This window comes from Desulfovibrio sp. OH1186_COT-070 (assembly GCF_003860215.1).
Classification (GTDB): domain Bacteria; phylum Desulfobacterota; class Desulfovibrionia; order Desulfovibrionales; family Desulfovibrionaceae; genus Desulfovibrio.
Genome location: NZ_RQYH01000001.1, coordinates 1 through 23219 on the forward strand (window position 1 = coordinate 1; position 23219 = coordinate 23219).

The 23219-nt window shown below is 58.1% G+C and carries 18 protein-coding genes; 6 read left to right on the forward strand and 12 right to left on the reverse strand.

Going from position 1 to position 23219, the window contains the following annotated elements; all coding sequences use genetic code 11:
* Positions 1-142: 142 nt before the first annotated feature.
* The 3 genes from ruvB to moaA are packed head-to-tail and all read right to left on the reverse strand — an operon-like array spanning position 143 to position 2811.
* Complete coding sequence (gene ruvB, locus EII23_RS00005) at positions 143-1126, reverse strand: Holliday junction branch migration DNA helicase RuvB (protein ID WP_124791025.1); 984 nt, start codon at positions 1124-1126, stop codon at positions 143-145.
* Complete coding sequence (gene ruvA, locus EII23_RS00010) at positions 1126-1734, reverse strand: Holliday junction branch migration protein RuvA (protein WP_124791026.1); 609 nt, start codon at positions 1732-1734, stop codon at positions 1126-1128. The genes ruvB and ruvA overlap by 1 nt, the downstream gene beginning before the upstream one ends.
* Before the next feature lie 48 nt (positions 1735-1782).
* Entirely contained in the window at positions 1783-2811 is a 1029-nt protein-coding gene (moaA, locus tag EII23_RS00015; protein ID WP_260424528.1) for a GTP 3',8-cyclase MoaA, read from the reverse strand.
* A gap of 61 nt (positions 2812-2872) precedes the next feature.
* Between moaA and EII23_RS00020 the strand changes: the two genes are divergently transcribed.
* Entirely contained in the window at positions 2873-3154 is a 282-nt protein-coding gene (locus tag EII23_RS00020) for a DUF5334 family protein (RefSeq protein WP_124791028.1), read from the forward strand.
* A 1-nt stretch (position 3155) separates the two neighbouring features.
* Here EII23_RS00020 and EII23_RS00025 read toward each other — a convergent pair whose 3' ends face one another.
* Together EII23_RS00025 and EII23_RS00030 are read right to left on the reverse strand one after the other, a co-directional pair.
* Positions 3156-3668 (reverse strand): hypothetical protein, encoded by a 513-nt coding sequence (locus tag EII23_RS00025; protein WP_260424532.1) that lies wholly within the window; start codon positions 3666-3668, stop codon positions 3156-3158.
* Between the two features lie 56 nt (positions 3669-3724).
* On the reverse strand, positions 3725-3952 hold the full coding sequence (locus EII23_RS00030; RefSeq protein ID WP_124791029.1) for a hypothetical protein: 228 nt from the start codon (positions 3950-3952) through the stop codon (positions 3725-3727).
* On the opposite strand from EII23_RS00030, the gene EII23_RS00035 reads away from it, so the two are divergent.
* Genes EII23_RS00035 through EII23_RS00045 form a run of 3 tightly spaced genes read left to right on the forward strand, consistent with a single transcriptional unit; the run spans position 3951 to position 6279 of the window.
* Positions 3951-4325 (forward strand): hypothetical protein, encoded by a 375-nt coding sequence (locus tag EII23_RS00035; protein WP_124791030.1) that lies wholly within the window; start codon positions 3951-3953, stop codon positions 4323-4325. The genes EII23_RS00030 and EII23_RS00035 overlap by 2 nt on opposite strands.
* A gap of 5 nt (positions 4326-4330) precedes the next feature.
* Positions 4331-5677, forward strand: coding sequence for a tRNA (N6-isopentenyl adenosine(37)-C2)-methylthiotransferase MiaB (miaB, locus tag EII23_RS00040; protein ID WP_124791031.1), 1347 nt, complete (start codon positions 4331-4333; stop codon positions 5675-5677).
* Entirely contained in the window at positions 5674-6279 is a 606-nt protein-coding gene (locus EII23_RS00045) for a bifunctional nuclease family protein (protein ID WP_124791032.1), read from the forward strand. The genes miaB and EII23_RS00045 overlap by 4 nt, the downstream gene beginning before the upstream one ends.
* A gap of 18 nt (positions 6280-6297) precedes the next feature.
* Here EII23_RS00045 and EII23_RS00050 read toward each other — a convergent pair whose 3' ends face one another.
* Positions 6298-8157 carry an ABC transporter ATP-binding protein gene (locus EII23_RS00050; RefSeq protein WP_124791033.1) on the reverse strand — a complete coding sequence of 620 codons (1860 nt, stop codon included), beginning with the start codon at positions 8155-8157 and terminating at the stop codon, positions 6298-6300.
* Positions 8158-8491: 334 nt separating this feature from the next.
* Here EII23_RS00050 and EII23_RS00055 point away from each other — a divergent pair, with 334 nt between their 5' ends.
* Positions 8492-9169: an outer membrane protein gene (locus EII23_RS00055; protein ID WP_124791034.1), complete on the forward strand. Its 678-nt coding sequence runs from the start codon at positions 8492-8494 to the stop codon at positions 9167-9169.
* Positions 9170-9320: 151 nt separating this feature from the next.
* On the opposite strand, the gene EII23_RS13115 is transcribed toward EII23_RS00055, so the two are convergent.
* The 5 genes from EII23_RS13115 to EII23_RS00080 all read right to left on the reverse strand — a co-directional run bounded on the left by EII23_RS13115 (position 9321) and on the right by EII23_RS00080 (position 21478).
* The gene (locus EII23_RS13115; protein ID WP_221620344.1) at positions 9321-11207 is read right to left on the reverse strand and encodes a radical SAM/SPASM domain-containing protein; all 1887 of its coding nucleotides are present in this window, start codon (positions 11205-11207) and stop codon (positions 9321-9323) included.
* 1 nt (position 11208) lies between these two features.
* Positions 11209-12960, reverse strand: a complete 1752-nt coding sequence (locus EII23_RS00065; protein WP_124791035.1) for a TraB/GumN family protein — start codon at positions 12958-12960, stop codon at positions 11209-11211.
* A 248-nt stretch (positions 12961-13208) separates the two neighbouring features.
* Positions 13209-16784, reverse strand: a complete 3576-nt coding sequence (locus EII23_RS00070) for a PEP/pyruvate-binding domain-containing protein (protein WP_124791036.1) — start codon at positions 16782-16784, stop codon at positions 13209-13211.
* An 89-nt stretch (positions 16785-16873) separates the two neighbouring features.
* The gene (locus EII23_RS00075; RefSeq protein ID WP_124791037.1) at positions 16874-20575 is read right to left on the reverse strand and encodes a pyruvate carboxylase; all 3702 of its coding nucleotides are present in this window, start codon (positions 20573-20575) and stop codon (positions 16874-16876) included.
* Between the two features lie 216 nt (positions 20576-20791).
* Positions 20792-21478 (reverse strand): biotin--[acetyl-CoA-carboxylase] ligase, encoded by a 687-nt coding sequence (locus EII23_RS00080; protein WP_124791038.1) that lies wholly within the window; start codon positions 21476-21478, stop codon positions 20792-20794.
* A 120-nt stretch (positions 21479-21598) separates the two neighbouring features.
* Between EII23_RS00080 and EII23_RS00085 the strand changes: the two genes are divergently transcribed.
* On the forward strand, positions 21599-22708 hold the full coding sequence (locus EII23_RS00085) for a polynucleotide adenylyltransferase (RefSeq protein WP_185702250.1): 1110 nt from the start codon (positions 21599-21601) through the stop codon (positions 22706-22708).
* Here the strand turns inward: EII23_RS00085 and EII23_RS00090 are convergent.
* Positions 22669-23196, reverse strand: a complete 528-nt coding sequence (locus EII23_RS00090) for an rRNA maturation RNAse YbeY (protein WP_124791039.1) — start codon at positions 23194-23196, stop codon at positions 22669-22671. The two genes, EII23_RS00085 and EII23_RS00090, sit on opposite strands and share 40 nt — an antisense overlap.
* Positions 23197-23219 lie beyond the last annotated feature (23 nt).

The window sequence follows — 23219 nt, forward strand, 5'->3', positions numbered from 1 at the left end:
AAAAGTTTTTGCCCCACAAAAGTCCACAGCGCGAAACCTCCTTATGAACCAACCCCACCCCTCATGTCAATCGGTTTCTTGCCCAAAATCAAAAACTCCCGCCAAAACCAAAAAACGCGCCCTGTGCGCAGAGCGTTACCCACTATGAAAGCAGTCCCATATGCGTATATGCCCGTGCCGTGGCCACCCGCCCGCGCGGAGTACGCTTCAGAAATCCGCACTGGATGAGATACGGCTCATAAATATCCTCAATGGTGCGCACTTCCTCCGAGCAGGCCAGAGCCAGCGTCTTGATGCCCACCGGGCCTCCGTCATAATGCCTGATGAGCACTTCCAGCAGCTTGCGGTCCATCTGGTCCAAGCCCAGCTCGTCCACGTCCATACGCTTGAGCGCGTGGGAAGCTTCTGTGTCCGTAATCTGCGCACTTCCGTGAACCAGGGCAAAATCACGCACCCGCCGCAACAGACGGTTGGCTATGCGCGGCGTTCCGCGAGAGCGTCGGCCGATCTCTTCCGCTCCCTCCCCGGTAATATCGATCCCCAGAATACGCGCCGTGCGCAGCACAACCCGCGCCAGATCCTGAGGGCTGTAGTATTCCAGGCGGGCGACAATGCCAAACCGGTCGCGCAATGGAGATGAAATGAGCCCCATGCGTGTGGTGGCACCCACCAGAGTAAAGGGCTCCAGATCTATTTTCACGGTGCGCGCCGCCGGACCTTGCCCGATGACCAGATCCAGCTTGAAGTCCTCCATGGCGGGGTACAGCACTTCTTCCACCGCTATGGGCAACCGGTGGATTTCGTCCACAAACAAAAGGTCGTGCCGGTTCAGATTGGTGAGAATGGCCGCAAGATCCCCGCTCCGCTCCAGCACAGGGCCGGAAGTGCAGACCAGGCTGACGCCCAGTTCCGCCGCCATGATCTGGGCCAGCGTTGTCTTGCCAAGGCCGGGGTTGCCATAAAAGAGCGTGTGGTCCAAAGCCTTGCCGCGCCCGCGAGCTGCGTCCAGATACACGCGCAGGTTTGCCCGCAGAGCATCCTGGCCGATAAAATCATCCAGGCTGCGTGGCCGCACGCTCTCGTCAGCCGTGGCAAAATCCTCGTCCGCCAACTGATGCCCGTTCATCATTTCTCCCTGACCAACGCCTTGAGGACAGCCCTGAGCCCGCCTGTCACGTCAAGATCCGGCTCTGCAGACAGCACTTTTCTGACAAGGGGTGCGCATTCTTCCTCCGTATATCCAAGATTGATCAGCCCGCCGAGAACATCCCGAAAGACCGTGCCCGCTCCCCCGGAAGCAGCAAATGCCGCCGCCTGTTGCTCTCTGTTCAGGTTCAATTTGTACTTGAGTTCCAGAAAAACATGCTGCGCGGTTTTTTTCCCGATTCCGGAAACCCGCGTGAGCGCCAGAACGTCTTCTTCCAGCACAATGCGCCGCAGATCGTCAGGCCGGAATACAGACAGAATGCCCAGCGCCGTGCGCGCACCAACCTTGGAAATGGACACCAGCACATCAAAGGTCTGCCGTTCTTCAAACGAAGAAAAGCCATAAAGCTCCAACGCATCCTCGCGCACCGCAAGACTGGTGAACAAAGACACCGGCTCGCCCTTTGCCGGCAACGCCGCGAGCGTATGCGCGGGCAGCGCAACCGCGTACCCCACCCCCCCCGCAGTGACGAGCAGGCAGGAATTGTCCCATATCTCCGTCAAACGCCCTTCAAGATAGGCAATCATATCGTCCCGCTGTTCACGCCAGAGCGGCAAAAAAATTCGTACACAACGCTACCCGCCTATACCCACCATTTTCTTTCCGGCCACGGCCTCCCCCTGGTGCCGTTTTCGCAAAATATCGGCCCCCACCGGCTTGACGGCACAGACCCGCTGCACCACGCATGCCATATCACTGTCTGTGATACGGACATTGCGCAACAGCCCCCGCAAACGATATTCCTTGTCGTCAAAAAGACAGGTACGCAAATGACCGTCGCTGGTAAGGCGCATGCGGTTGCAGGAAGCACAGAAATGACAGGACATCGCAGCAATGAAGCCCACACGCCCGCGCCCCCCCTGCACGGCAAACATGCGGGCCGGGCCACCATCAGGAGCATCTGCCGCAACAGGAAAAAGGCGCACACGGCGCTCTATCTGCGCCCGTATTTCAGCCGCAGGCCAAAAAACTTCCGGCTTCCAGAGGGTGCCTTCGCCCATGGGCATGAACTCGATAAAGCGCATATCCACGGGCATGGAGCGGACAGCATGAACAAAATCGTCCACCTGTCCGTCATTGACGCCGCGCATGGCCACAGCGTTTATCTTGACGCGAATTCCCGCACGCAACAGGCCGTCCAGCGAGGCGAGCACTGCGGGCAAAAGGTCGCGCCCTGTCACGCGCGCAAAGGTGGCACGGTCAAAACTGTCCAGAGAGAGATTTATAGCCGCCACGCCCGCGCTGCGCAACAGGGGAATGTGCGGCTCAAGGAGGGTCCCGTTGGAGGTCATGCGCAAATCCAGCAGGGGAAAACGCCTGCGCAACAGCCAAATCAGCTCTTCACAGCCCTTGCGGACAAAAGGCTCACCTCCGGTCAGACGCACTTTTCCCACGCCCATGGCCGTCATCACGCCGATCAAACGCGCCATCTCCTCATAGCGCAAAACTTTTTCGTGCGGGATAAAAGTCTGCTTTCCCTCATTGCAGCAGTACAGGCATTGCAGATTGCACCTGTCCGTGACGGAAAGGCGCACATAGCGCACCGCCCGCCCGTGACCGTCGCACAGCAGGGAAGGCGCGGCAGGCGCGGCATTTTGAGCCACACCAGAACCGGGCGGGCATTCCTGGTTGCCAAGAGGCGAAAATGAATTTACACCTGATTGCATGAAATATCTGCCCTTGTTCTTTGGAACCGCCCTGTTTCTTCTCTGCCCTCCCTGGACCTCCCTGGCATGGGACGGATTTGACGCCGAGTCCGCAGATCTGATTGAAGTCAGCCCGGACCGTGTTCCCTCCAGAGGGGATACGGTGGACGTGCGCAGTCACGACACCGAAGCCACGCAAACCTGCCTGGTGGAATCCGTCATCCGCAACAAAAAAACAGTGGAGCTTGTGGTGCGCACCCCCTCCGGTGCTGTGCGTACCCTAGTCATGGAGGGCCGGTAAGCTACCGTCCCTCCCCCTCGTCTTTGCCGCGTTCGTACCCGGGCAAAAGGATGCTGGCGCTTTCTGCCTGCCCCTGCCCCTTGGGGCATCGGGACTGCAAATGGCAGATTTCACATCCGCCCCGGAAAGGGTAGTGCGTCACCACGGCAAAGCGCCGGGCAGGCAAGGCGTCTTCCGTATAGTCCAGGCCCAGAGAAGACAGCGCATGGCGCAAGTTTTCCGTAACGCGGGGAGAGGGCGCACAGCCGGCATCCTCCACCTGCGGAAGCATTTCGTGCACGGCCGCCATGCACATGAACTGCGCAAGATTGTTGACCATGAAGCCGTCCGAGGGAGACTTTTCCCAAGCCATGTCAATCTGCTGCTCCACTGATTCCGGCAGCCATACGGCCAAGTAGGATATTTTTCCTGCAGTGACCTCACAGGTTTTCAGGAGAGGTAGCCACTCTCCCCACAGCCCTGCAAGCCGCTCCAAAACAGCGCCGCCCAGGCGTGTTTCCTGGCTCATGCGCATAAAACCTTCCATATCGAAGTAGGGCCGAATATCGTGCTCTTTGCAATGTGCCTCGCTCAATCCCGCGCTCCTTGCCGCCTTCTGCCGGAAAATGTCGTGCCACTTCCGGGGATTTTTTCAAAAAAATACGCACCGACAAAACATATCCATACTTTACCTAAGCAGCGTTCAGCGTCAAGGGCGAGTCCGCCTTTACTTGCCCTGCCCGCGTCTTTCCTGTAGTTCGTTTCTGTCATTTGCCAATCTTGACGTGTGAACAGATCAGAAGACAAAGGATTTTCCATGACAAAGCCCGCAGCACATCCCGCAAAAATACGCTATACATACCAGACAGACCCGTCTGCCCGCCTGCAGACAGCGCACGGCGTATGGGGAGGCGTCAATCCCCAGGGCGAGATAGAAATGAATTTTTACCATGAAAGCGACAGCCTGCCCGCTTTTTCCGAGCAGCTTGTCGCGCCCGATGGCTCCATAGGCCATGAAATCATTCCCGGCAACGAAGACCTGCGCGAAGTCAGCCGCTGCATCCACAGCCGTGTGCTGCTCAATTACCACACGGCGCGCGCTGTGCTGGAATGGCTGGAAGACCGCCTCTCCGCCCTGGAAGAAGAAGGCGCTCCCGGAATGTATGAAACGCCTCTGGATATTGAACAATAGCCGTCATGCCGAAAAAGACGTACCACATCATCACTTTTGGCTGCCAGATGAATGTGCACGATTCACACTGGCTTGCCGGAGTGCTGACCAAGCGGGGCTTTGCACAGGCTCCGGCGGAAAGCGCCGGGGTCATCCTGCTCAACACATGTTCTGTGCGTGAAAAGCCGGAGCAAAAAGTTCTGAGCGCATTGGGACGCATCCGGCAGATCACCGGCGGCAGTTCCGATGTTCTGGTCGGCGTTCTCGGGTGTGTGGCACAGCAACTGGGGGACGCTCTTTTTGAAAAAAGCAGTCAGGTTCGCCTGATTGTCGGCACTGACGGTCTGGCCGGAGCCCCGCAGGCCATCGAAGACCTCCTGCTCAACCCCCGCCAGCGCCTCTCCCTGCTGGACTTCACCAGGCACTATGTGGAGCGGGAAGACGGGGAAACTTCTTCCCCCGTGCCGTCAGCCCACGTCACCATCATGCAGGGCTGCGACAACTTCTGCACATACTGCATTGTGCCCTTTACCCGCGGACGCCAAAAATCCCGGACAACAGAAGCCATCCTCGGCGAATGCCGCACCGTTCTGGGCAGAGGAACGCGGGAAATCACCCTGCTGGGGCAAAACGTCAATGCCTTCGGGCAGGACAAAAGCGGTGACGGCACAACATTTTCCCAACTGCTGGGGCGCGTTGCCTCCTTGCCGGGCCTTGCGCGCCTGCGCTATGTGACGCCGCATCCCAAGGACATGGGAGAGGGCGACATCAGGGACTTTGCCCGCCTGCCCCAACTCTGCCCACGCCTGCATCTTCCGCTCCAGTCCGGCTCCGATCAGGTGCTTTCTCGCATGAGGCGCGGCTATACCAGGTCCGACTTCCTGACACTGGTGGACCGCCTGCGGAAGGCGCGTCCCGACCTGGCTCTTTCCACTGACCTTATTGTGGGTTTTCCCGGAGAAAGCGAAGAAGATTTTGAGGACACCCTGAACACAATGCGGGAGTGTGCCTTCATGTCCAGCTTTTCTTTTTGCTATTCAGACCGCCCCGGAGCGCGAGCGTCCCTGTATCCCGACAAAGTCCCTTCCCCAGTTGCGCAGGAACGCTTGCTGCGCTTGCAGAGTTTGCAGGAGGATCTTGCCTCCCGCTGGCTTCAGGGCCGGGTCGGGCAAGAAACACGCCTGCTCATCGAACACCCCAGTCCCAAGCAGGAATGCGCCTCGTCCACAAGCTGGCAAGGGCGCGACCCGTACGGTACGCCCGTGCATGTGCACCTGCCTCCCCAAAAAGACCACACCGGCTGCATGGTTGACGCAACAATCACTCTTGCAAAAAAGCACAGCCTCATGGCTGTGTGTCCGGGGACGCCATGACGGAAATGCGGGTTTTCGGCCTGACCATTGATCCCCAAAGCAAAACGCCTGTTGTTGTGTTGCGGGCTGTGGACGGCGATGCGATTTTGCCCATGTGGGTGGGCGCCATGGAGGCCATGGCTGTTTCTCTGGTGCTCAACCGGGAGGCACTGCCCCGCCCCCTGACCCATGACCTCATGATCGCGGCGCTCACGGCCCTCAAGTCCCGATTGCAGCGTGTGGAGATAATCGACCTCAAGGAGGGCACATATTATGCCCTCCTGATCCTCCATGGCCCTGAAGGAAGCGTACAGCTTGATTGCCGCCCGTCTGATGCCGTTGCCCTGGCCATCCGGGCAAACGCCCCCATCATGGTGTGCAACGAAGTGCTGCGCCGCTATGCCGAAAGCCGGGAAAAAAGCAAGGGCAGTTCCCCCGAGAATGTTGCACAGCCTGTTCCCGATGCCGCAACAGACATGGTACGTCAGGCCGGAGCACGCAGAGCCACCCAGGGCGCAACAGAGGGAGAAATCCGCGAAAAATCCTTGCCTGAAGCCGACGATGACCAACGGTATCAGGACATGCTGCGTTCGCTGGATCCTGTATCGCAACGCAAAATGTGAGCCGGGCGGGCGTGGAGACTACGGCGTGAACGCCGCTTTGGCCTCCAACCAGGCCTCGTAGCGGGGCAGAAGTTCGGCGGGCGTTCCGTGCGCCACAATGGTTCCGTTGCCAAGCCAGTACAGATAGTCGCACTGTCTCACCGTACTGAGGCGATGGGCCACCAGCACAAGGGTGACATGCCCGCCCAGCGATTCGATGGTGTGCTGGATGGCCTGCTCCGAAGCGCCGTCCAAAGCACTGGTGGCCTCGTCAAAAAGCATGAGCTGCGGCTTTCCGTACAGGGCACGGGCAATGGCCACGCGCTGCACCTGTCCGCCGGAAAGGCGCACCCCTCTCTCGCCGATCACAGTGTCCAATCCCTGCGGCAAATCGGGCAGAAAATCCATGGCGGCCATACGACAGCATGCTTTCACACGCTGGCGGTCAATGTCCTCTCCCCAGTTGGCAAAGGCCACATTGGCCGCAATGGACGCATTGAGCAGAAAAGGCGACTGCGGTACATACCCGATGGATCGCAGCCAGCCGGACTTTCGCCCTCCCTCCAGAGGCCTGCCGTCCACCAGCAATTCTCCCCCGGTGGGCGCAAGCAGTCCTGTCAGCAGCCCCACAAGCGTACTTTTGCCCGCTCCGGACGTGCCGATAAAGCCCACCATATCGCCCCGGTGTATGCGCACATCAAGGCCGCGCAAGGCGTCCGGCTTGTCGGCAGGCGTATCCGGATAGCGGAAAAAAACGCTTTTGAGCTCCAGCGCCCCGGTGAGCGGGCAGGGCTCCGGTTCTTCCCGGCCCGTTCCGCCACGCTCCACACTGCTTTGCAGGGCGGCAAGAAAGCGCACGGCATCCTGCGTGTACATCATGTGCTGCTGCACCTGCAAAAGGCAGGTCACCAGTTTGTCCACCGTGGGCAGCAAACGCCAAGTCACGCCTGCCAGCAGGGCAAGCTCCGCCGTAAGACGCGCTACGGAAAGCCCTTGCAGGTTCATGACCAGAAGGGCCGCCAGCATCATGACCATTCCCGTGAAATCCAGCATCCATGAAGGGGCAGGATACACAACAGGCAGCAGGCTCTGTACCCGCGCAAAGGCCTGGCGCTGCCGGGTGAACTGGTGCAGGAACGCCTGCTCCTGTCCATAGATTTTTACCTCACGGATACCCGCCAGCGAAGGATAGGCAACCCGGTTGGCGTCCGCCTCGGTCTGCATGGACACGGCATTGAGCTGCTGCACCTTGCGCCGTGCAAGCCTGTAGGCCACAAGACCGCTCCCCCCGGCTGTGAGGCAGACCAGCAGCGCGGCCCAAGGCGAAATGCCAAAAACCACCACAACCAGAACACAGCCCACCAGCAACTGCGAAAGGGATTGCATGACAGCCAGCAGGTAGTCTGCGCTGAAGCGCGCCCAGGTCAGGCGCGTCTGCAACATGCTCATATCCTGCCGCACATGCCAGAGGTAGGGAGCGGCCAGCAGCAAACGGTAAAAGCGCACGCTGAAAAAGACGCCCACCGCCTGGGCAAGGCAGGCCTGCCTCCAGGTAAGAAAGGCCAGACAAAGCGCCTTGACGGCAATGGCCAGGCACAGGCTGGCAAGAAGAAAAATGAGCAGTTGGCGTTGATCGGCGGCAATCGGAGCCAGGGCGGGAAACGCGCCCAGCAGGTATGTTGCAGCCGGATTGTCCAACAAGCTTTGCGGCGCAGCCAAGGCCACGCCCAGCAGGGAAAGAGCGGCGGCGATGAGCAGCTCCAGAGTTCCCACCAGGCCGGAAAGGGAAAGCACCCGCCAGAACCGCCGCCGCAATGCCTTGTCCAACTGGGCATAAACCTGCCTGAATGCGGCTATTGCCTGAAACTGCAATATTGTTCCCGCCAGCACGGCTGTCATGACTGCCTCCGGATGCAGGCCGTTTGTGCCCTTGCACAGCCCCCGCCCCAAAAGCGGACGGTTCAAAGCATGCCAGACTCACCACAAAAAATCGAGGGGAAAGATACACGGAGAGCTTCACGTTTCCAATGAAAATTTCTCTTCAACTATTTGAAATAAAAATTAATTTTAAAAAAATATCAACAAGGTGAATATCTCGATACACGGTGGCACATGTGCCGCAGTGACAATTTTTTATGGCATAGTGTAGAAAAAATATTGACTTTTTCTAATATTTGGACAAAGCTGAAAACTCTTTCAAAAATATTCAGCAAAAGAGTGTAGGAGGACAGTGATGAAACGCTTTTTTGTCTCGCTGCTTCTTGCAGCAGCACTGTTGCTGCCCGGCATGGTCAAGGCAGAGGGCACGGGGCTTTATCTGGCTCCCAAATTTCTCATGAGCATCCAGAGCACCGGTCCCATTGAACGCTCCAGCGCCATGGCCGGGAGCGGCGTGGGCAGTTACAACCAGTTTACACTCGGCGGAGCACTGGCTCTGGGCTACGATTTCTGGCCGGAACAGATGCTGCCCCTGCGCACGGAGATCGAATTCGCACTGCGCGCCAACAGCAGAAAAAACTGGAGTGACAGGGGAGTCAACTTGTCTGAAGTCAAGGGAACATGGAACAATTCTACCCTGTTCGCCAATCTTTTCTGGGACTTTCACAATGACACGGCTGTGACGCCCTATGTGGGTGCGGGCATCGGACTGGCCTTCACCTATGCTGGCTACGACTTCAAGGACAACAACGGCAACAGGTTCTCCGCCGACGACCGCTTTACCAATTTCGCCTGGAATGCTGGAGCCGGTCTGGCTTACAACATCAACGAAAACTTCACCCTTGACGCGTCTTACCGCTTTGTGGGCCTTGGTTACAATCAGGTCAGCGCCACCTCCAACTCGCAGAAATACGAGATCGGCAACCGCCCCTACAACAACGAATTCATGTTCGGCCTGCGGTACGGATTTTAAGCAAAAAACTGTACGGCATAAAAATCCGTATAATGGCAACAAGGGACTTCCCGCTGTCCGGAAGTCCCTTGTTGGCGTTATGGAGTCGACAGGGGAACACGCACCCGTCGCACAGATGCCCCCGTTTTTTTACTGTCCCCTGAAATTTTTTTCAGACGCGTCCGACGCAACGCTTGGGACACGCGCGGCAGGGGGTATCAGGGTCGCCCGAGTGCAGGCGATGCCGGAAAAGCGCATACGCCTCCGAATTCCAGATGCCCAGCGGATCCTGCTTTTCAACCGTGCCGTAAATTCTTCTGTCCGGATCATCCTCGTCAGTGGGCACATTCAGGTAGATACACGGGGCAATCACCCCATCAGCATCCACATACAGGCAGCTTTGGATGCGCTCGCTGCAATCGGGGCGCTCGGCCTTTCCCGGCAGGGAATAATATATCTCCCTTCCCACGGCAGAAGCCTGCGCCGCTGCCTGCCGCAAGACCGCAAGGGCCGGGACGATTTTCTCCTCCTCATGGGGCGCAAAGGCCTCCTCCTTCATCTGGGGGGATGCAGGATAGTCAAGAGTGCTTATGACCGCCACGGGAACGTCCAGGGCCACCATAAGCTCCACAAGGCCGCTGACCTCATTGATCTGCGAAGCACACAGCAAATAGGCCAGATGCACATGGGGAAATTCGCTGCCTGCAGCCCGCTTGGCCCTGTTGAGACTTTCGATACCCGCAAAAACTTTTTCCACCGGAATTCCGGCGCGTGCGGCATTGCCCTTGGCGTCAGTGCCTGCCAGAGAAAAGGCGACAATATCCATACCGCTGCGCACCAGCCGTTCTGCTGTCAGGTCATTGACCCCCAAACCGCATGTGGTTGTGGAGACAGCGCAGCCGACTCTGCGGGCCGCCGCCGCAAAAGAGAAAAAATCCGGATGTGTCAGCGGCTCTCCCCATCCCTGAAGGTGCACGCGCCTGGCCTGCCGCACAAGAGGGTGCAGGGCTGCAAAGGTTGTTTTTTCCATGTGCCGCGACCGCCAGACATGTTTTTTTGTTGTGTGCGGACAGTAGGTGCAGCGCCCCGGACAGTGTGAGCTTACTTCTATCTGCAAACAGTCGAAAGGTCTCTCCTCTCCCCGGAGAGCCTGCATCAGTCTGTATACAAAGCCCGGCCTGGCATAGACAGACAATGGGCCAGAGATCTTGCCTCCCTCCGCACCGGGCACGTCCTTTTGCTTTTTTCGCGCCACCCGCCATGTTGTCTCCCAAAAAGGAACAGAAACGGAAATGCCCCACTTGCGCTTGAAGGCCGCAATTCCTCCGTTGGTGTCCAGCCCCAGATTGAGGTTTTGACAGCCCCTGTCTTCCGCTTCTCTGACAATGGCATGCAAGAGCACATCAGAAACGCCTGGCGGGCAATCTTTTTGGCGAAATGCAAACAGGTAGAAAGCTGTTGTCAGGGAAGAAAAATCCCCCACAGCCAGAGCAAGAAGAAGGTTTTCTCCCCTGCTCCGGGCCGCAAACAGAACAGCGTCCGGACTTGCCGCAAGATACGCGCGTATGCGGGAAAAAATAAATTCCGTTTCCGGAGAAAGGCACTTTCTCTGGCAGAAAGACCGCATCAGAATTTCGTGCTCCTCCCCCCATTCCTCCCGGCACACCACACACTCACGCTCGCCGCGCCGCAGCATGTTGCGCAGGTTCCCGCCCAAAGAGCGCACAGGCAGTTTAAGAAATGCATAGGCATCTTCCCGGCAAGACGCATCGCCCGGAGCAATGTCCGGACGGGACGGCGAAAGTACGGTCAGCAGCGAACAGTTTTCGTCCTCAAGAGCCTTTGCTGCAACCAGCCGCATGTCCGCCGAAGAGGTATGCAGTTCCTCCGGAGCAACGCCCGGATCATAGGCCACAAAAACTCTGTGCCCGCTCTGCTCATAGGCAATGTGGCCCGCATGGAGCAGCGGTTTTGACCCGGCCACTGCCGTCACATAGTGTATCAGATGCTCGGGAACCAAAGCCTGGGCCGTGATGTGTGAAAAGCCGTGAAAGAACATGTCACCCCATCCTTTGCATCCTTGCCCGAATCTTGTGCAGCAGGGAGGGATAGACCTTGCTGACGCGAAAACCGTCTTCACGCAACATTTTTTCAAGATTGAGCATGTGTGCCGTACCGACAAGGACAACGGCGCGCCCCCGTTCAATATACGGTCGCATGACCTTGAGGAACAAATGATCGCGCATGGAGATGACGCGTTCTGTCCGCGTGGGAAACTCCGTGCCTGTACCCAGCATTTTCTCCAGATCTCCCGCCAGATAGGCACGAAGACTCTGCCGCATCTTCCTGCCCCACGTTTCGGGGCAGCGCAAAAACCGCAAAATGCGCTCCAGAGGCACACTCTCAAGCGACGCAATCTGATCCGGAATGCTTTCCATGGCAACAATATGGCGATTCATGGACCGGGCAATCTCCCATGCTTCAAGGTCCACGGAGTGCCGCCAGCCGTTACGCTCCAGAAAGGCATAGTACAGCGTAAAAAAAACTGACCACGGGCGGTGCTCGGCAAGAACCCGCCTGACGTCCAGGGGCTTTTCCCACGCCATGTTCAGAAAACGGGCAAGTTTCCCTTCCGGGCCGCGCACCACACGCTCCAGACGCTGTATTTCCTGTTCGGCAAGGCAGTCGGCCAACCGCGGCCCGGCCCCCAGCGTGCTCCCGTGGCGCGTCACAGCCTCAAGGCTGGCGGCGTCCAGCGGCCCTTCAAAAAGCACCGTGTCCGCCTGCTGAAAAAGATTGCGGAAGGACGGTGCGAAAGAGTAGCGAAAAATATGGGCTGTTCCGCCTATCCAGGAAGTTTTTCCGTTTTTTTCCAATTTCCACAGCATGGCGAAGTCACGCTGATCGGAAAGGCTTTCTCTTTCCTCCTGATGACGCGCTCCGTATCTCCCCACTCCCAGGGCGGACAGGGAAAAATTCAAAAAATCCGCCCTGCTGTCTTTCACTTTTCTGCCCTGGGCCTGCAGGTTCTGCTTTTTCCAGGATGCGGCCTGATACGGCAGAGTTTTGACTGCCCCCCACTTTTCCTTGAAGCGGCGTATGCCGTCATTGACCCCAAGCCCAAGATGAATGTACCTCTTGCCGGATTTTCGCGCATTTTCCAGCATCATGGCAAAAAGAAGGTCTGTCGCGTGCGGCGTATAGTTTTCCCGCGAGTGTGCCCCGATGATATAGGAGGAAAATTCCTGGGGCGAATAATCCATGACACAGCATGCAGCCAGATCTCCCCCGGCGTCCCACGCGTTGAGAAGCCGCACGTCCGTGCCGGGAGCCGCCAGCATGGACGCTGTTCGGGCGAAGAGCTCATGGACATGCGGCTTGAAATCTTTTCTGCGCAAGAACTCCGCCCACAATCTTCTGTGGGCCGCAGTAAACACCTTGCCCTCGTCCACAGTCAGGCTGTTTGCAGCCTTGCGCACCGGGCCGCGCACCTTTGCCGGAACGGGAAAATGGACAGGCAGCACATAGTACACGTCCGTTTCGTCAACATGGGGCTGGAGTTCCTGCGGCATTTCCGGGGCAATGGCCCAGTAGTCCCCGGCCTGCGTTTTTTCTGCCATGTCTGTCAGGGCCGCAAAAAACTCTCTGGCATCATGGGGGCTGCCAAAAGGATAACCAACGGCGATAAGCCAGCCCTCGCCAGTCAGGAACAGATAGTCGCGAAAAATCACGCTCTTTCCGCCGGAAATCGCTGCCATGAAAGACACCGAATGCTCAGGGACGGTGCGGATGCTGCTGTACTGCTGGCTCATGTGCCGTCTCCCTGTCCGCCCTGCGGCAGGCAGTATGTTGCTGGGCAACGCGTGCGCCGGGCAGTGTGCCCGCAACGCAGGAGCAGGCCGCCCCTGAACCGCTGCGCGGATCAGAAGCAGCCTGCTCCCGGTTGATGCGGACTCCCCAATTTGCGCGCCTACTGCGGAAAAACCCGGAACACGAAGGCACAAAGGCAGTACCGTTGCACCTTGCATGACTTGGTATGCGCGAGAGAAAGTACACAACGTCAGTCATTCATCTGACGGGAAACTTCCAAGGCTTTTGCCTGTTCTTCAAAGTTTGCAAAACCCGCGTGGTGCAAGGCATCAGAAACAGTTTCGTCCCAGTTCCATGTGGCATAGATCACCGGCTTGTGGAAGTCGGAACGGAAGTTTTGCAGTTCGGAGCGGTAAAAGTCTTCCTTGGGCGTATCCAGGTTTTCCCGGAACTGCTCATGCCGCCGCTGGAGTTCGCCCTCATACCATTCCTGAATATCCTGGGGATTTTTGTATTTTTTCAGGATGTGCCCATATCCGGCTTTTTCCATCAGGCTTGCAAGGCGTTTATGGTGCTGCTGCACAAGCCATTTGCCCAGATCGGCGGCGGCAATGTTTTCCGCTTCCACGGCGGCGATGTCAAAGACCGTCTGATAATAGGTATCGGGCACAACAGAGGCGGAAGTGATACCGGCAATGGCGACCAGACCGCGCAAAATAACGCTGTTGGAAACCCCCTGGCCGCAGAATCCGATTTTTTTCGCGTACTTCTGGCCCGTAAAGATGGTCACCAGAATGGCCCAGACAACAGCGGGATCTTCTTCATCATAGATGTGGGACAGACGCGCATTATCTCTGTCGGTAGCCAGAACCATCTGGGTCATGTCGTTGGAGCCGATGGAAAATCCGTCAAACTCGGCAATGAACTCCTTTGCCAAAATGGCATTGGAAGGCAGTTCGGACATGAGAATGATCTTGAGCCCGTCCTGCCCGCTTTTGAGCTTGTGCACCTGATCCAGATAACTCCGCATGGAGCGGGCTTCTTCCAGCGTGCGGACAAAGGGCAGCATCATGCGCAGATTGGAACCGCCGTACACACCCCGCGCCAGCTTGAACGCCTCGATTTCCCAATCGTGGATATTGCGCGACACTCCGCGATAGCCGAGCATGGGATTGTCTTCCATATACTCGAAAAGATTGCCACCCAAAAGATTGCGGTATTCGTTGCTCTTGAAGTCCGTGGTGCGGTATGTGATGGGCTTTCCGTAAAAGGCCACGGCAAAAAGCGCCAAATTCTGCGCCAAGGTCTGGACGTAATGCTCCTTGCCCGTACGGAAGCCGCGCGATTTGATGAGGGCACGGATGGTGTCGGGGAGGTTGCGCACATCGTCCATTTCTTTTTTCAGGCCGGTACGCAGCGCAGCTTCTTCCCGCAAGAGCCGGATATCTTCCAGCACCTTGCTGACCAGTGGCAGATGCCTGACGCGCTCCACATGAGCCTCCACGCTGCTCTCGATTTCCGCAGCGCGCTTGGAAGCTTCAGGGTCGCCAAAATGCAGCAGGGCCAGTTCATCATCGTAGCCCATGATGATGCGCACATGATCCGCCAGGTTGGCGGAGGTCTTGAGAATTTCCATGCGCCTGGACGCTATCTCCATGTGCTGGTCAATCTTGTGTTCCAGTTCGCGCATCTTGCGGTGCTGCAACAGGACTTCCTCGGCACCGAGATTTTTTGTGGAATCAGCCAGTGCCACAACTTCGGCAGTGAAACCGGTGATTTCTCCCACATATTCGCGCAAATTGAAATTGAAGACGATAAGCCCTGCGCCCATCTGCTCGCGCAACACCTTGGAAAGACGGTCTTCCAGATCTTTCAGTTTGTTCTGGACGACCCCCTCAAGCTTGCCGTTGTCAAAGGCTTCCAGAGCCTGGGGGTGAACGCCGATATTGCCGAGCATGAACTCCGCGCGTAAAAGGCCGACCTCAAACTGGGGGAAATTGCGCAAGCGGGAAAGAAAGAGCGCCTGCCCCACATCAGCCAGAACCAAGCCAACTTTTGTTTTTGTGGTCGGCAGCTTGGCAATGTCCATCTCGCCGCCCACAAGGTGCAGCGGCAGAAGCCCGCGATACACGCGGCCATGCGTACCGTCAACCGTAACTTCCGCTCCGTCAAGGGCGCGCAGAACATCCATCCTCTGAATGCCGATAACCGCGGCAATGCCCAGTTCGCGCGAGGTAATGGCCGCATGGCTTGTATCGCCCCCGACATCGGCCATGATTGCCGATGCCACGCGCATGCCGGGCACCATGTCCGGGTCGGTGCGCTCTGCGGCCAGCACATCGCCTCTGGACACCTTGTTCAGTTCCAGAGCAGAGCGCAAAAACCGTACGGTCCCCTGCCCCGCTCCGCGCGAAGCGCCGTTTCCTTCCACCAGCACCTCGGCCTGGGCCGCAGCCTTGGCATCCACCTCGCGCCGACGCATGAAAATGGTGGAGGGATACAATTCCAGTTCCTCATTCCAGCGGGTTTCCGGGCGGGCCTGCACAAACCAGAGCTTGTCATTGGCATCAATGCAGAATTCCGTATCCATGATCATGCCATCATAGGCCTTGCTCACGGCGCGAACGCCCTGCGCTACCCTTTCCGCCTGACTCAGGGACAGTGCCCAGCGCAACGCCTCCAGTTCGGGGACCTCAACCTCCTTGGTCCCGCCGCGCTCATCATATACGATCTTCATTCCCTTGCAGCCCATCTGGCGGATGACCACCTCGGAGCCGTCGTCACGCTGGAAGACATACATCTTGTCCGGCGTCACCTTGCCGCCCACCACAGCCTCGCCCAAGCCATAGCTGGCATCAATGCTGACAAGATCCTGCCTGTCGCTCCCGCGACAGCCTGTTGCCGTATCCGCAGAAAACGCCGTTCCGGAAATGACAGGATTGATCATCTGCATCATGCAGACGGAAAGTGAGGTATTTTCGATGGCCCATTCTTTCTTGGCCAGTTCGGCGATGGATTCGTCTCCTGTTTCCTCCGCTTTGGCAAGAGCGTCAAGAATGGCTTCGCGCCGATAGGTCATGGAACGCAGATTATACGCGGAAGCGCAGTCCCAATGATAGGCTTCCAGCACCCTGTCCGCGCCCACCATGTTCAGATAGGTGTCCTGCAGCCCGGCAAAGGCCTTTTTTCGCGAATCTTCTCCCGCCGCCGAGGAGCGCACGGCCACCGGCGTCATGTCGTCCCCGTTTTCGGCACAAATGGCCTGATAGGCTCCGCGCACCGCCACGCCCACTTCCTCCGGCACCTCCACGGACAGAATGGCCGCCTGCACCATGACCGACCGCTTGCGCAACTGGTCAATGCCTTCCGGGGAAGTGGCAAAGCCCTCCACAATCGTGTTGACAAACGTGCGCAGCTTTGTATGCGACTCGCCGCCCTCGGCCTGGGCGGCCTGGCGTATCTGCCGGCCCAACTGGCGGACAAATTTTTGCAAAAATTCCGGATCCTGGTTGATTTCGGGATCCTTCCAGTCGATACGGCCGTACTCCTTGTCCACCACACTGCGCGCAACGCGCGCGTTTACCCGGGTTTCGTCCAGCAGCCGATGGAAGGCGAGGGAAGAAACAGCGCGGAAATATGGGGCCTGAATGCCCTCAATCTGACTGATCAGGGCTGTATTGTAGTTTTTGCCGCCAACAAGCAGTTCTGCTTCCGGACCAAGCCGGACAATGTCCGCGCCTGTGAGAACAAGCTGCTCCCGAATGGCATCGGACGCTTCTGGCTTGGCTTTCGCCTGTGCAGTGGTTTTGGCGGTGGTTTTAGCCATGTTTTCCTCCGGGTTGGAAACAAAAGCCTTGCAGGTTTGTCATAATGTATACCGCGCGTGTGTCTGCTGTCCACAGTTTCCACGGCGCGCTATCCGACGCTCGTGCCGCAATAGGGACAAAAAGCAATGTTTTCCATGAGAATGGGCTGTCCGCACGCCTCATTGCAGCACATGCGGGGGATGGGCCCCAGTTCGACAATCAATTCGCCTTCACGAACAGAAACCATCTGTTTCTTTTCCTTGAAGTCCGCCGTTTTCAAAACGCGCTTCACCACGCCGTCCACAGGCGAAAGCACAGCCTTTTCCTGCTTCATGATGGAAACGTTGAAAAGCTCCTCACCGGCTTTGACCACATCACCGGGATGGACATACATGACCCACAGATCGCCGTTACTGGGTGCGGGAACATGGTATTGGTTGGCCGGATCCGCCATGACAGTACCTTTTTCCGCATGGCCGCTGGGCTTGGCGACCTGAACCTCATAGCTCAAAAATTCGGAATCCAGAACATAGCGGCAGATGGACACCCCCGCTTCGTTGGGGCCGGAAATGCCGAGCAGGAGCAAGTGGTGGGGCTTGCCGTTGCTGTCGGTAAAGTGCAGATCCTGCCCCACGGTCAGACCCTCGAACCACACATGGAGGGGCAGGCGGTTCGGATCGCCATACTTCATCCTGAACTGGATGGTTTTCAGCGCATCGGCCGGATGGTTGAGGTACAGCACAAATTCCTCATCCGTGGGCTTGCGCCGCAAATGCTCCGAACAGGCACTATATTCGGCGTCCAGATCGGCCTCCGGCAGAGAGTCCAGAGGCGAGTTTTCCGTCCGGCTGGCCACGGCGCTTTTCCAGTCGGAGCCAAAGGCGCTCATGTACACCCAGTCCGCAGGGAAGCCGAGCGGCAGTTTTCCGAACCTGCCCAGCAGCAGATTGCGGAAAGCGTCGTTGCAGTCCTGATAAATGTGCAGACGCGCCTTGCGCATTTCCTCCGAAAGTTCATTCTCCGGAAAGCGCGTCACATGATCCAGAACTTCCAGAAGATACTGCACTTCCTCCTCGCCGCCGCGCTTCCAGGCACCGGTAACCGCAAGAAATGCCGTATTCCAGGTAATCTGCGAGCCGGGCGTCACGTCATGATAGCGCACAATCTGACGCGTTCCGGCCAAGAACTGGAGCATATGGGGCAGCAGGTGGATATAGCCCTGTTTCATGGCACCTTCCTGCGAGGAAGAGGTCGCTCCTCCCGGCATGCCGTGCAGGATGACATCGTGGTCAATGCCCTGAAAATAGGGTGCGCAGTAGCGGTCGTAGTACGGCATTATCTGCTTGCAGACAAAATTGGCATCGCGGATGGCGCTCTTGTTCAGGTGGCATTTGAGCCCCAGCTCATCTTCAAGATAGGCCATGGTCGCCAGCACATCACCCTGTCCGTAGGATCTTACGGCAGAGCCAAGCCCCACATCAAGGATGTGCGCCCCGGCCTTGGCTGCCGCTCCGCATGCGGGCACAAACAGCCCGTCCGTATAGTGCCTGTGATAGTGCAGCACCAGATCCGGCCATGCCTTGCGCAGGGAGCTCACCAGTTCCGCCATGAAGCGGGGCGGGCATACTCCGGCCATGTCTTTCAGGCCCAGAATGATATGGCGCGAAGCCTCCCGGGGGTCTGTACCCAGCACGCTTCCGACCATGCGCAACATGGCCTCGGCAATGCCGAGATAGTGCTGCACGTCAAATCCCCGTGCCCAGGAAAGGGAGATGGCCGGTTGAAAAATGGCGTCTCTGCGGTTCAGGACGACTTCAGCCATGGGGCGCATGTTTTCCACATGGTTCAAAAAGTCAAAACAGCGAACCACATGGTAGTGGTCGCAGATCATCTCTCCGGTTTTGCGCATGAGGTTGCGCGGCTGCGGACTGTAGCCCAGCACGTTGGTGGAGCGCACCAGCAGTTGCTTGAGGGTTTTGGGGGCAAAATTGTTCCATTCCTTCGCTTCCGTAAAGGGATAGGTCATGTTGGCCAGCATGGCCACATGAAAGTGTGCCCCCCCTCCGTTTTCGATGGAAAAATAGCCCACATTGTCAAGATACGGCCCGACAAGACTGTCCTCTGCCAACCGGAAGCGGTTGCCCGAATTGGACTGCGTGAAGTCCCTCGGCGTTGTGTCGGTAAAATGCACGGATCCCGAATCACGGAGATAGGCGAGAGTGGCCACTCTGTCTCCCCGGGGATAGGGGGAGGGCTGGCGGCGCAGAGGTGCGGACACAGGCGGCAGAACAGGCGCGAACGGCCCAATGCGGGGCGTACTCCCGGAGCGGTATTCCCCCAACTGGATATAAGGATTGTATCCCCGTGCAGAAATTTCCACGACGAGCCGGGAAAGACGCTCCCCTTCGGGCGCCAGATCCGTATACACCATCAAATCCGGATTGTCGGCAATAAAATTCGTATTGATCTTCCCCTTCCGGAAAAGAGGATTCTTCATGACCTGACGGTAGAAGGGGATGGTGGTCTTGATGCCGCCGATCACATATTCGCCCAGCGCACGCTCCATGATGCCCAAGGTTTTTTCCCAGTCCTGGGCATAGGAAATGAGCAACGCACCCGCGGAATCGTAGTTGGCGGGGAATTCGTAACCGGCGCTTACGTTGGAATCAAGGCGCACACCAGGCCCGCCGGGAGAGACATAACGCGAAATGAGGCCCGAATTGGGAGTAAAATTGTCCTGGGGGTTTTCGCAATTGATGCGCACCTGCATGGCATAATACGAAGGCCGCAGGCTTTCCTCCCGATAGCGAAGCTCCGCGCCGAAAGCCACGGCGATCTGCTCTTCCACCAGATCAATGCCGTAACGGCATTCGGTGATGCCGTGCTCCACCTGAAGACGGGTATTGATTTCAATGAGATATGGCTCGCCTTCAGGAGTGACCAGAAATTCCACTGTTGCCAGGGAGTGGTAGCCCACCGCGCGGACAAGGCGGCGGGCATATTCTTTCAGCCGCTCCCGCAAATCGTGCGTCATGCCGCTCCAGGGAGAAGGCGTGATTTCAATAAGTTTCTGATGGTTGCGCTGTACGGAGCAGTCCCGCTCGTCAAAAGCAAAAACATTGCCATACATGTCGGCAATGACCTGTATTTCAATATGGCGCACATCGGTCAGAAATTTTTCCACAAAAAGGCGCGGATTGCCGAACGAGGCCTGGGCCATGGTCGATGCTTTGAAAAAGGCGTCTTCCAGTTCCGCCTCATTGTGGATGGCAAAAATGCCGCGCCCGCCTCCGCCGCCCTCGGCCTTGAGCATGATGGGCAGGCCCATTTTTGCAATAAGCTTCCGGGCGGTGGGAATGTCCACCGCGCCATCGGAACCGGGCACCACCGGAATGCCCAGTTTGGTGGCAACAGCGCGCGCCTGCACCTTGTTGCCCAAGAGATTCATGGCCTCGGCAGTGGCTCCTATGAACGTTATTCCCGCTTCCTTGCAACGCTGGGGAAAGCGCGTGTCCTCGGAGGCAAATCCCCAGCCGGGGTGGATACCCACAACACCACGCTGCTTCGCCTTGGCGATGATGCTGTCCACATCCAGATACGCGCGCGGCTCTGCCCCCAGAAGCAGCAGTTCCTGGGCCGTGGAAGCCGCGGGCGCTGTCTTGTCCACATCCGTGGCTGTCATGGCGGCCACAGCATCAAAACGCTCTCGAATGGAACGGCAGATACGTCTGGCGGGAATACCTCTGTTGGCAACCAGTATTACCTTGCCTTTCAGGAAATCTTGCACTTCGGAAAATGTTTTGTTTGCCATGCCTTCAGCCTTTCCCCGCCAAAAAATCCCGCAACGCGGGCATTCACATGACAGGCTTTGTGGTTTGGTGGGGCAAGCCCTGCCCCTATCCTGTCTCCGGCAATAACGCGAAACTGTGCCGCGCCCGCCGGAACTCTCCGCTTTTTGTTGCTGTGCCAGGATGAATTCTGCCTTTCATGAAGATCCGGCATGCAACAGGGAACCAGACCTGCCCTGTCATGGACAGGGGTAAAGGCTCCCGCTCAAAAACTCCTGCTCCCGCCAACCGGACGAAAGGCGCAGTCCGCCCTCTTCCGTCAACCCTTCCAAAGTACCGCACACACGATGGCTGCCTTCGCGCAGTTCCACCTGTTCGTGACGCCACAGGAGCATGCTCTCCGCATGCGTTTTCCAGTACAGAGCAGAAGAACTGTACGCATCATATGCCGAAAAGGCACAGTTTACAAGCAGCGGCCAAAGTTCTTCAGCCAGAGGAAGGCGGCCGGAAAAATCCGCCTCTGCAAGACTGGTCGCCCGCATGGCGCAACCCTTGCGCAAGAAATCGGGGGACGGCGGGCAAAGCACATTGATGCCCACTCCGGCAACAAGAACGCCTCCCCGCTCCTCCAGCAATATTCCCCCCACTTTCCGAACTTCGCCAGCGGGGGAAACAAGAACCAGATCATTGGGCCACTTGATGCGTACAGACCAGCCCACCTCCGCCAAACCGCCAGCCAGCAACGCCGCCACTGCGGGGGCTGCTGCGGTCGTTGCAAACGGTGGCGTCAGCGGCAGACGCAGGGCGGCATAAACATTGCCAGGGGGCGAATGCCACCTTCGGCGCAACTGCCCGCGCCCTGCTGTTTGTGATGTGGCCTGAACACTGTCCCACGGCGCAAACCAGCCCAGTTCTGCAAGGCGCATGGCAGTATCCAGGCAGGATGCGATTTCGCCAAAGCGCCATATGCGCCGCTGAAAGAAAGGATGCTCGCAATGCCCCAGGCTTCTCTTTTTCTCTTGCCCAAAGTATGACACAGTGGCTCCATGAAGTTCTACCTTGTGGGCGGGGCTGTCCGCGATATGCTGCTGGGGCGTTGCCCCGCCGAGTGGGATTTTTCCTTCTCCGGCCCGACTTCCGATTTTCTGCGCGCCTTCCCGGACGCTGTGCAGGTGGGAAAAAGTGTCCGGATATGCCTGTGGCGGGGCCGTGAATGCACACCCCTGCACGACTGCGGCCTGGAGGCGGATCTGGCGGAGCGCGACCTGACCATAAACGCGCTGGCGCTGGACGAAAAAGGGATCCTTCTCATGCATCCCCATGCGTTGGAAGACCTGAAAAACCGCACGCTGCGCCCGGCCTCTCCGCACGCCTTTTCCGCTGATCCCGCCCGGATATTCCGCTTGGCGCGCTTTGCCGCCCTGTGGCCTGACTGGCATATCCATCCCGATGCCTTTTGGCAAATGCGCGCGCTCGACGCTCCGGCCCTGGCCTCCATCCCCGCAGAGCGTGTGGGACGTGAATTGTGCAAGGCGCTTGCCGCTCCGGCTCCTGTGCGCTTTTTTCGCGTACTCGCACAAGGGAATGCACTCGTGCCCTGGTTCCAGGAAATGGAAAAGGCCCGGCATGTCCCCGCCGGTCCGGCACGCTGGCATGACAGTTCCGTTCTGGAACACAGCCTGAAACTGATGGGCGCTCTGGCCGGTGATCCGCTGGCAGTCTGGATGGCGCTGTGCCATGATCTGGGCAAAATCACCACGCCTCCGGAACTTCTGCCCCACCACCACAGACACACACAAGCCGGGTCTCCTCTGGTTTCCGGCATGGTTCGCCGGTTGCGCCTGCCTGCTGTGCACGAAAAAGCCGGAGTGCTGGCAGCCACGGAGCACATGAAGGCGGGAAATCTGCAACAGTTGCGCATCGGCACGCGCCGCGACCTGCTGTGGCGAGTGCATCTGTCCCGCCTGTGGAAACCCTTCTGGAAGCTGGTTGACGCGGACTGCGGTTCAGAAGTCAGCCAGCAGGCCCACCGTGAACGGGACATTCTTCTGGGCGTCAAACTGCCCCCGGACTGGCAGGACAAGGGAGAGGCTTCGGCGCAAAAGCTGCGGGAGCTTCATTGTCTGGCCCTGGCCGCGCCGGACACTGACCGGTAATGCACATGACATGCCGTCCTGGCGGCCGCGACAAGTTTTTCGCAAAGCTCATCCATGCCAAAACCGTGATCAAATCCAACCACATGGGCCATGCCATGAGCCAGCAGGCGCAGGGTATGCTCCACTGGCTCCTGTCCGTACAGAAGGCATTCGCGCCGCATGCTGTCCACCCCGAACAGCAGCGCGCCTGCCCCGTCACTTCCTGCGGGAAAAGACAAGACGTTGGTGGGGCCGCAACACGCCATGTGCCGCGCGTTGGCTACGCCCATGTGGGCATCGTCCAGCAGCCAGATGTCCACAGAGCGCGGGGAAAAAGGCGGGGCAGCCAGATGTGCGGCTTTTGTCATGGCCGCCACGCATATGCGCAGTGCGCGCCTGTCCAGAGGCAAAAGCCATGCAGCGGCGGCATAACAACAAAAAATCCTGACAACGGGCACCACACCCACCCGCTGGTGTGATACCACGAAAAGTGGAGCCTGTTTGCGCATAGCTCTTCCCGGATCAGGCAATC

Excerpts from the sequence above, each read along its gene's own strand:
- EII23_RS00085 (WP_185702250.1), top strand. The coding sequence starts at position 21,599 with ATGAAGTTCTACCTTGTGGGCGGGGCTGTCCGCGATATGCTGCTGGGG.
- EII23_RS00070 (WP_124791036.1), bottom strand. The coding sequence starts at position 16,784 with ATGGCTAAAACCACCGCCAAAACCACTGCACAGGCGAAAGCCAAGCCA.
- EII23_RS00035 (WP_124791030.1), top strand. The coding sequence starts at position 3,951 with ATGACAAAGCCCGCAGCACATCCCGCAAAAATACGCTATACATACCAG.
- EII23_RS00050 (WP_124791033.1), bottom strand. The coding sequence starts at position 8,157 with ATGACAGCCGTGCTGGCGGGAACAATATTGCAGTTTCAGGCAATAGCC.
- ruvB (WP_124791025.1), bottom strand. The coding sequence starts at position 1,126 with ATGAACGGGCATCAGTTGGCGGACGAGGATTTTGCCACGGCTGACGAG.
- EII23_RS13115 (WP_221620344.1), bottom strand. The coding sequence starts at position 11,207 with ATGTTCTTTCACGGCTTTTCACACATCACGGCCCAGGCTTTGGTTCCC.
- EII23_RS00090 (WP_124791039.1), bottom strand. The coding sequence starts at position 23,196 with ATGCGCAAACAGGCTCCACTTTTCGTGGTATCACACCAGCGGGTGGGT.
- ruvA (WP_124791026.1), bottom strand. The coding sequence starts at position 1,734 with ATGATTGCCTATCTTGAAGGGCGTTTGACGGAGATATGGGACAATTCC.
- EII23_RS00080 (WP_124791038.1), bottom strand. The coding sequence starts at position 21,478 with ATGCGCCTTGCAGAACTGGGCTGGTTTGCGCCGTGGGACAGTGTTCAG.
- EII23_RS00075 (WP_124791037.1), bottom strand. The coding sequence starts at position 20,575 with ATGGCAAACAAAACATTTTCCGAAGTGCAAGATTTCCTGAAAGGCAAG.
- EII23_RS00045 (WP_124791032.1), top strand. The coding sequence starts at position 5,674 with ATGACGGAAATGCGGGTTTTCGGCCTGACCATTGATCCCCAAAGCAAA.
- EII23_RS00020 (WP_124791028.1), top strand. The coding sequence starts at position 2,873 with ATGAAATATCTGCCCTTGTTCTTTGGAACCGCCCTGTTTCTTCTCTGC.
- EII23_RS00030 (WP_124791029.1), bottom strand. The coding sequence starts at position 3,952 with ATGGAAAATCCTTTGTCTTCTGATCTGTTCACACGTCAAGATTGGCAA.
- EII23_RS00055 (WP_124791034.1), top strand. The coding sequence starts at position 8,492 with ATGAAACGCTTTTTTGTCTCGCTGCTTCTTGCAGCAGCACTGTTGCTG.
- miaB (WP_124791031.1), top strand. The coding sequence starts at position 4,331 with ATGCCGAAAAAGACGTACCACATCATCACTTTTGGCTGCCAGATGAAT.
- EII23_RS00065 (WP_124791035.1), bottom strand. The coding sequence starts at position 12,960 with ATGAGCCAGCAGTACAGCAGCATCCGCACCGTCCCTGAGCATTCGGTG.
- EII23_RS00025 (WP_260424532.1), bottom strand. The coding sequence starts at position 3,668 with ATGCGCATGAGCCAGGAAACACGCCTGGGCGGCGCTGTTTTGGAGCGG.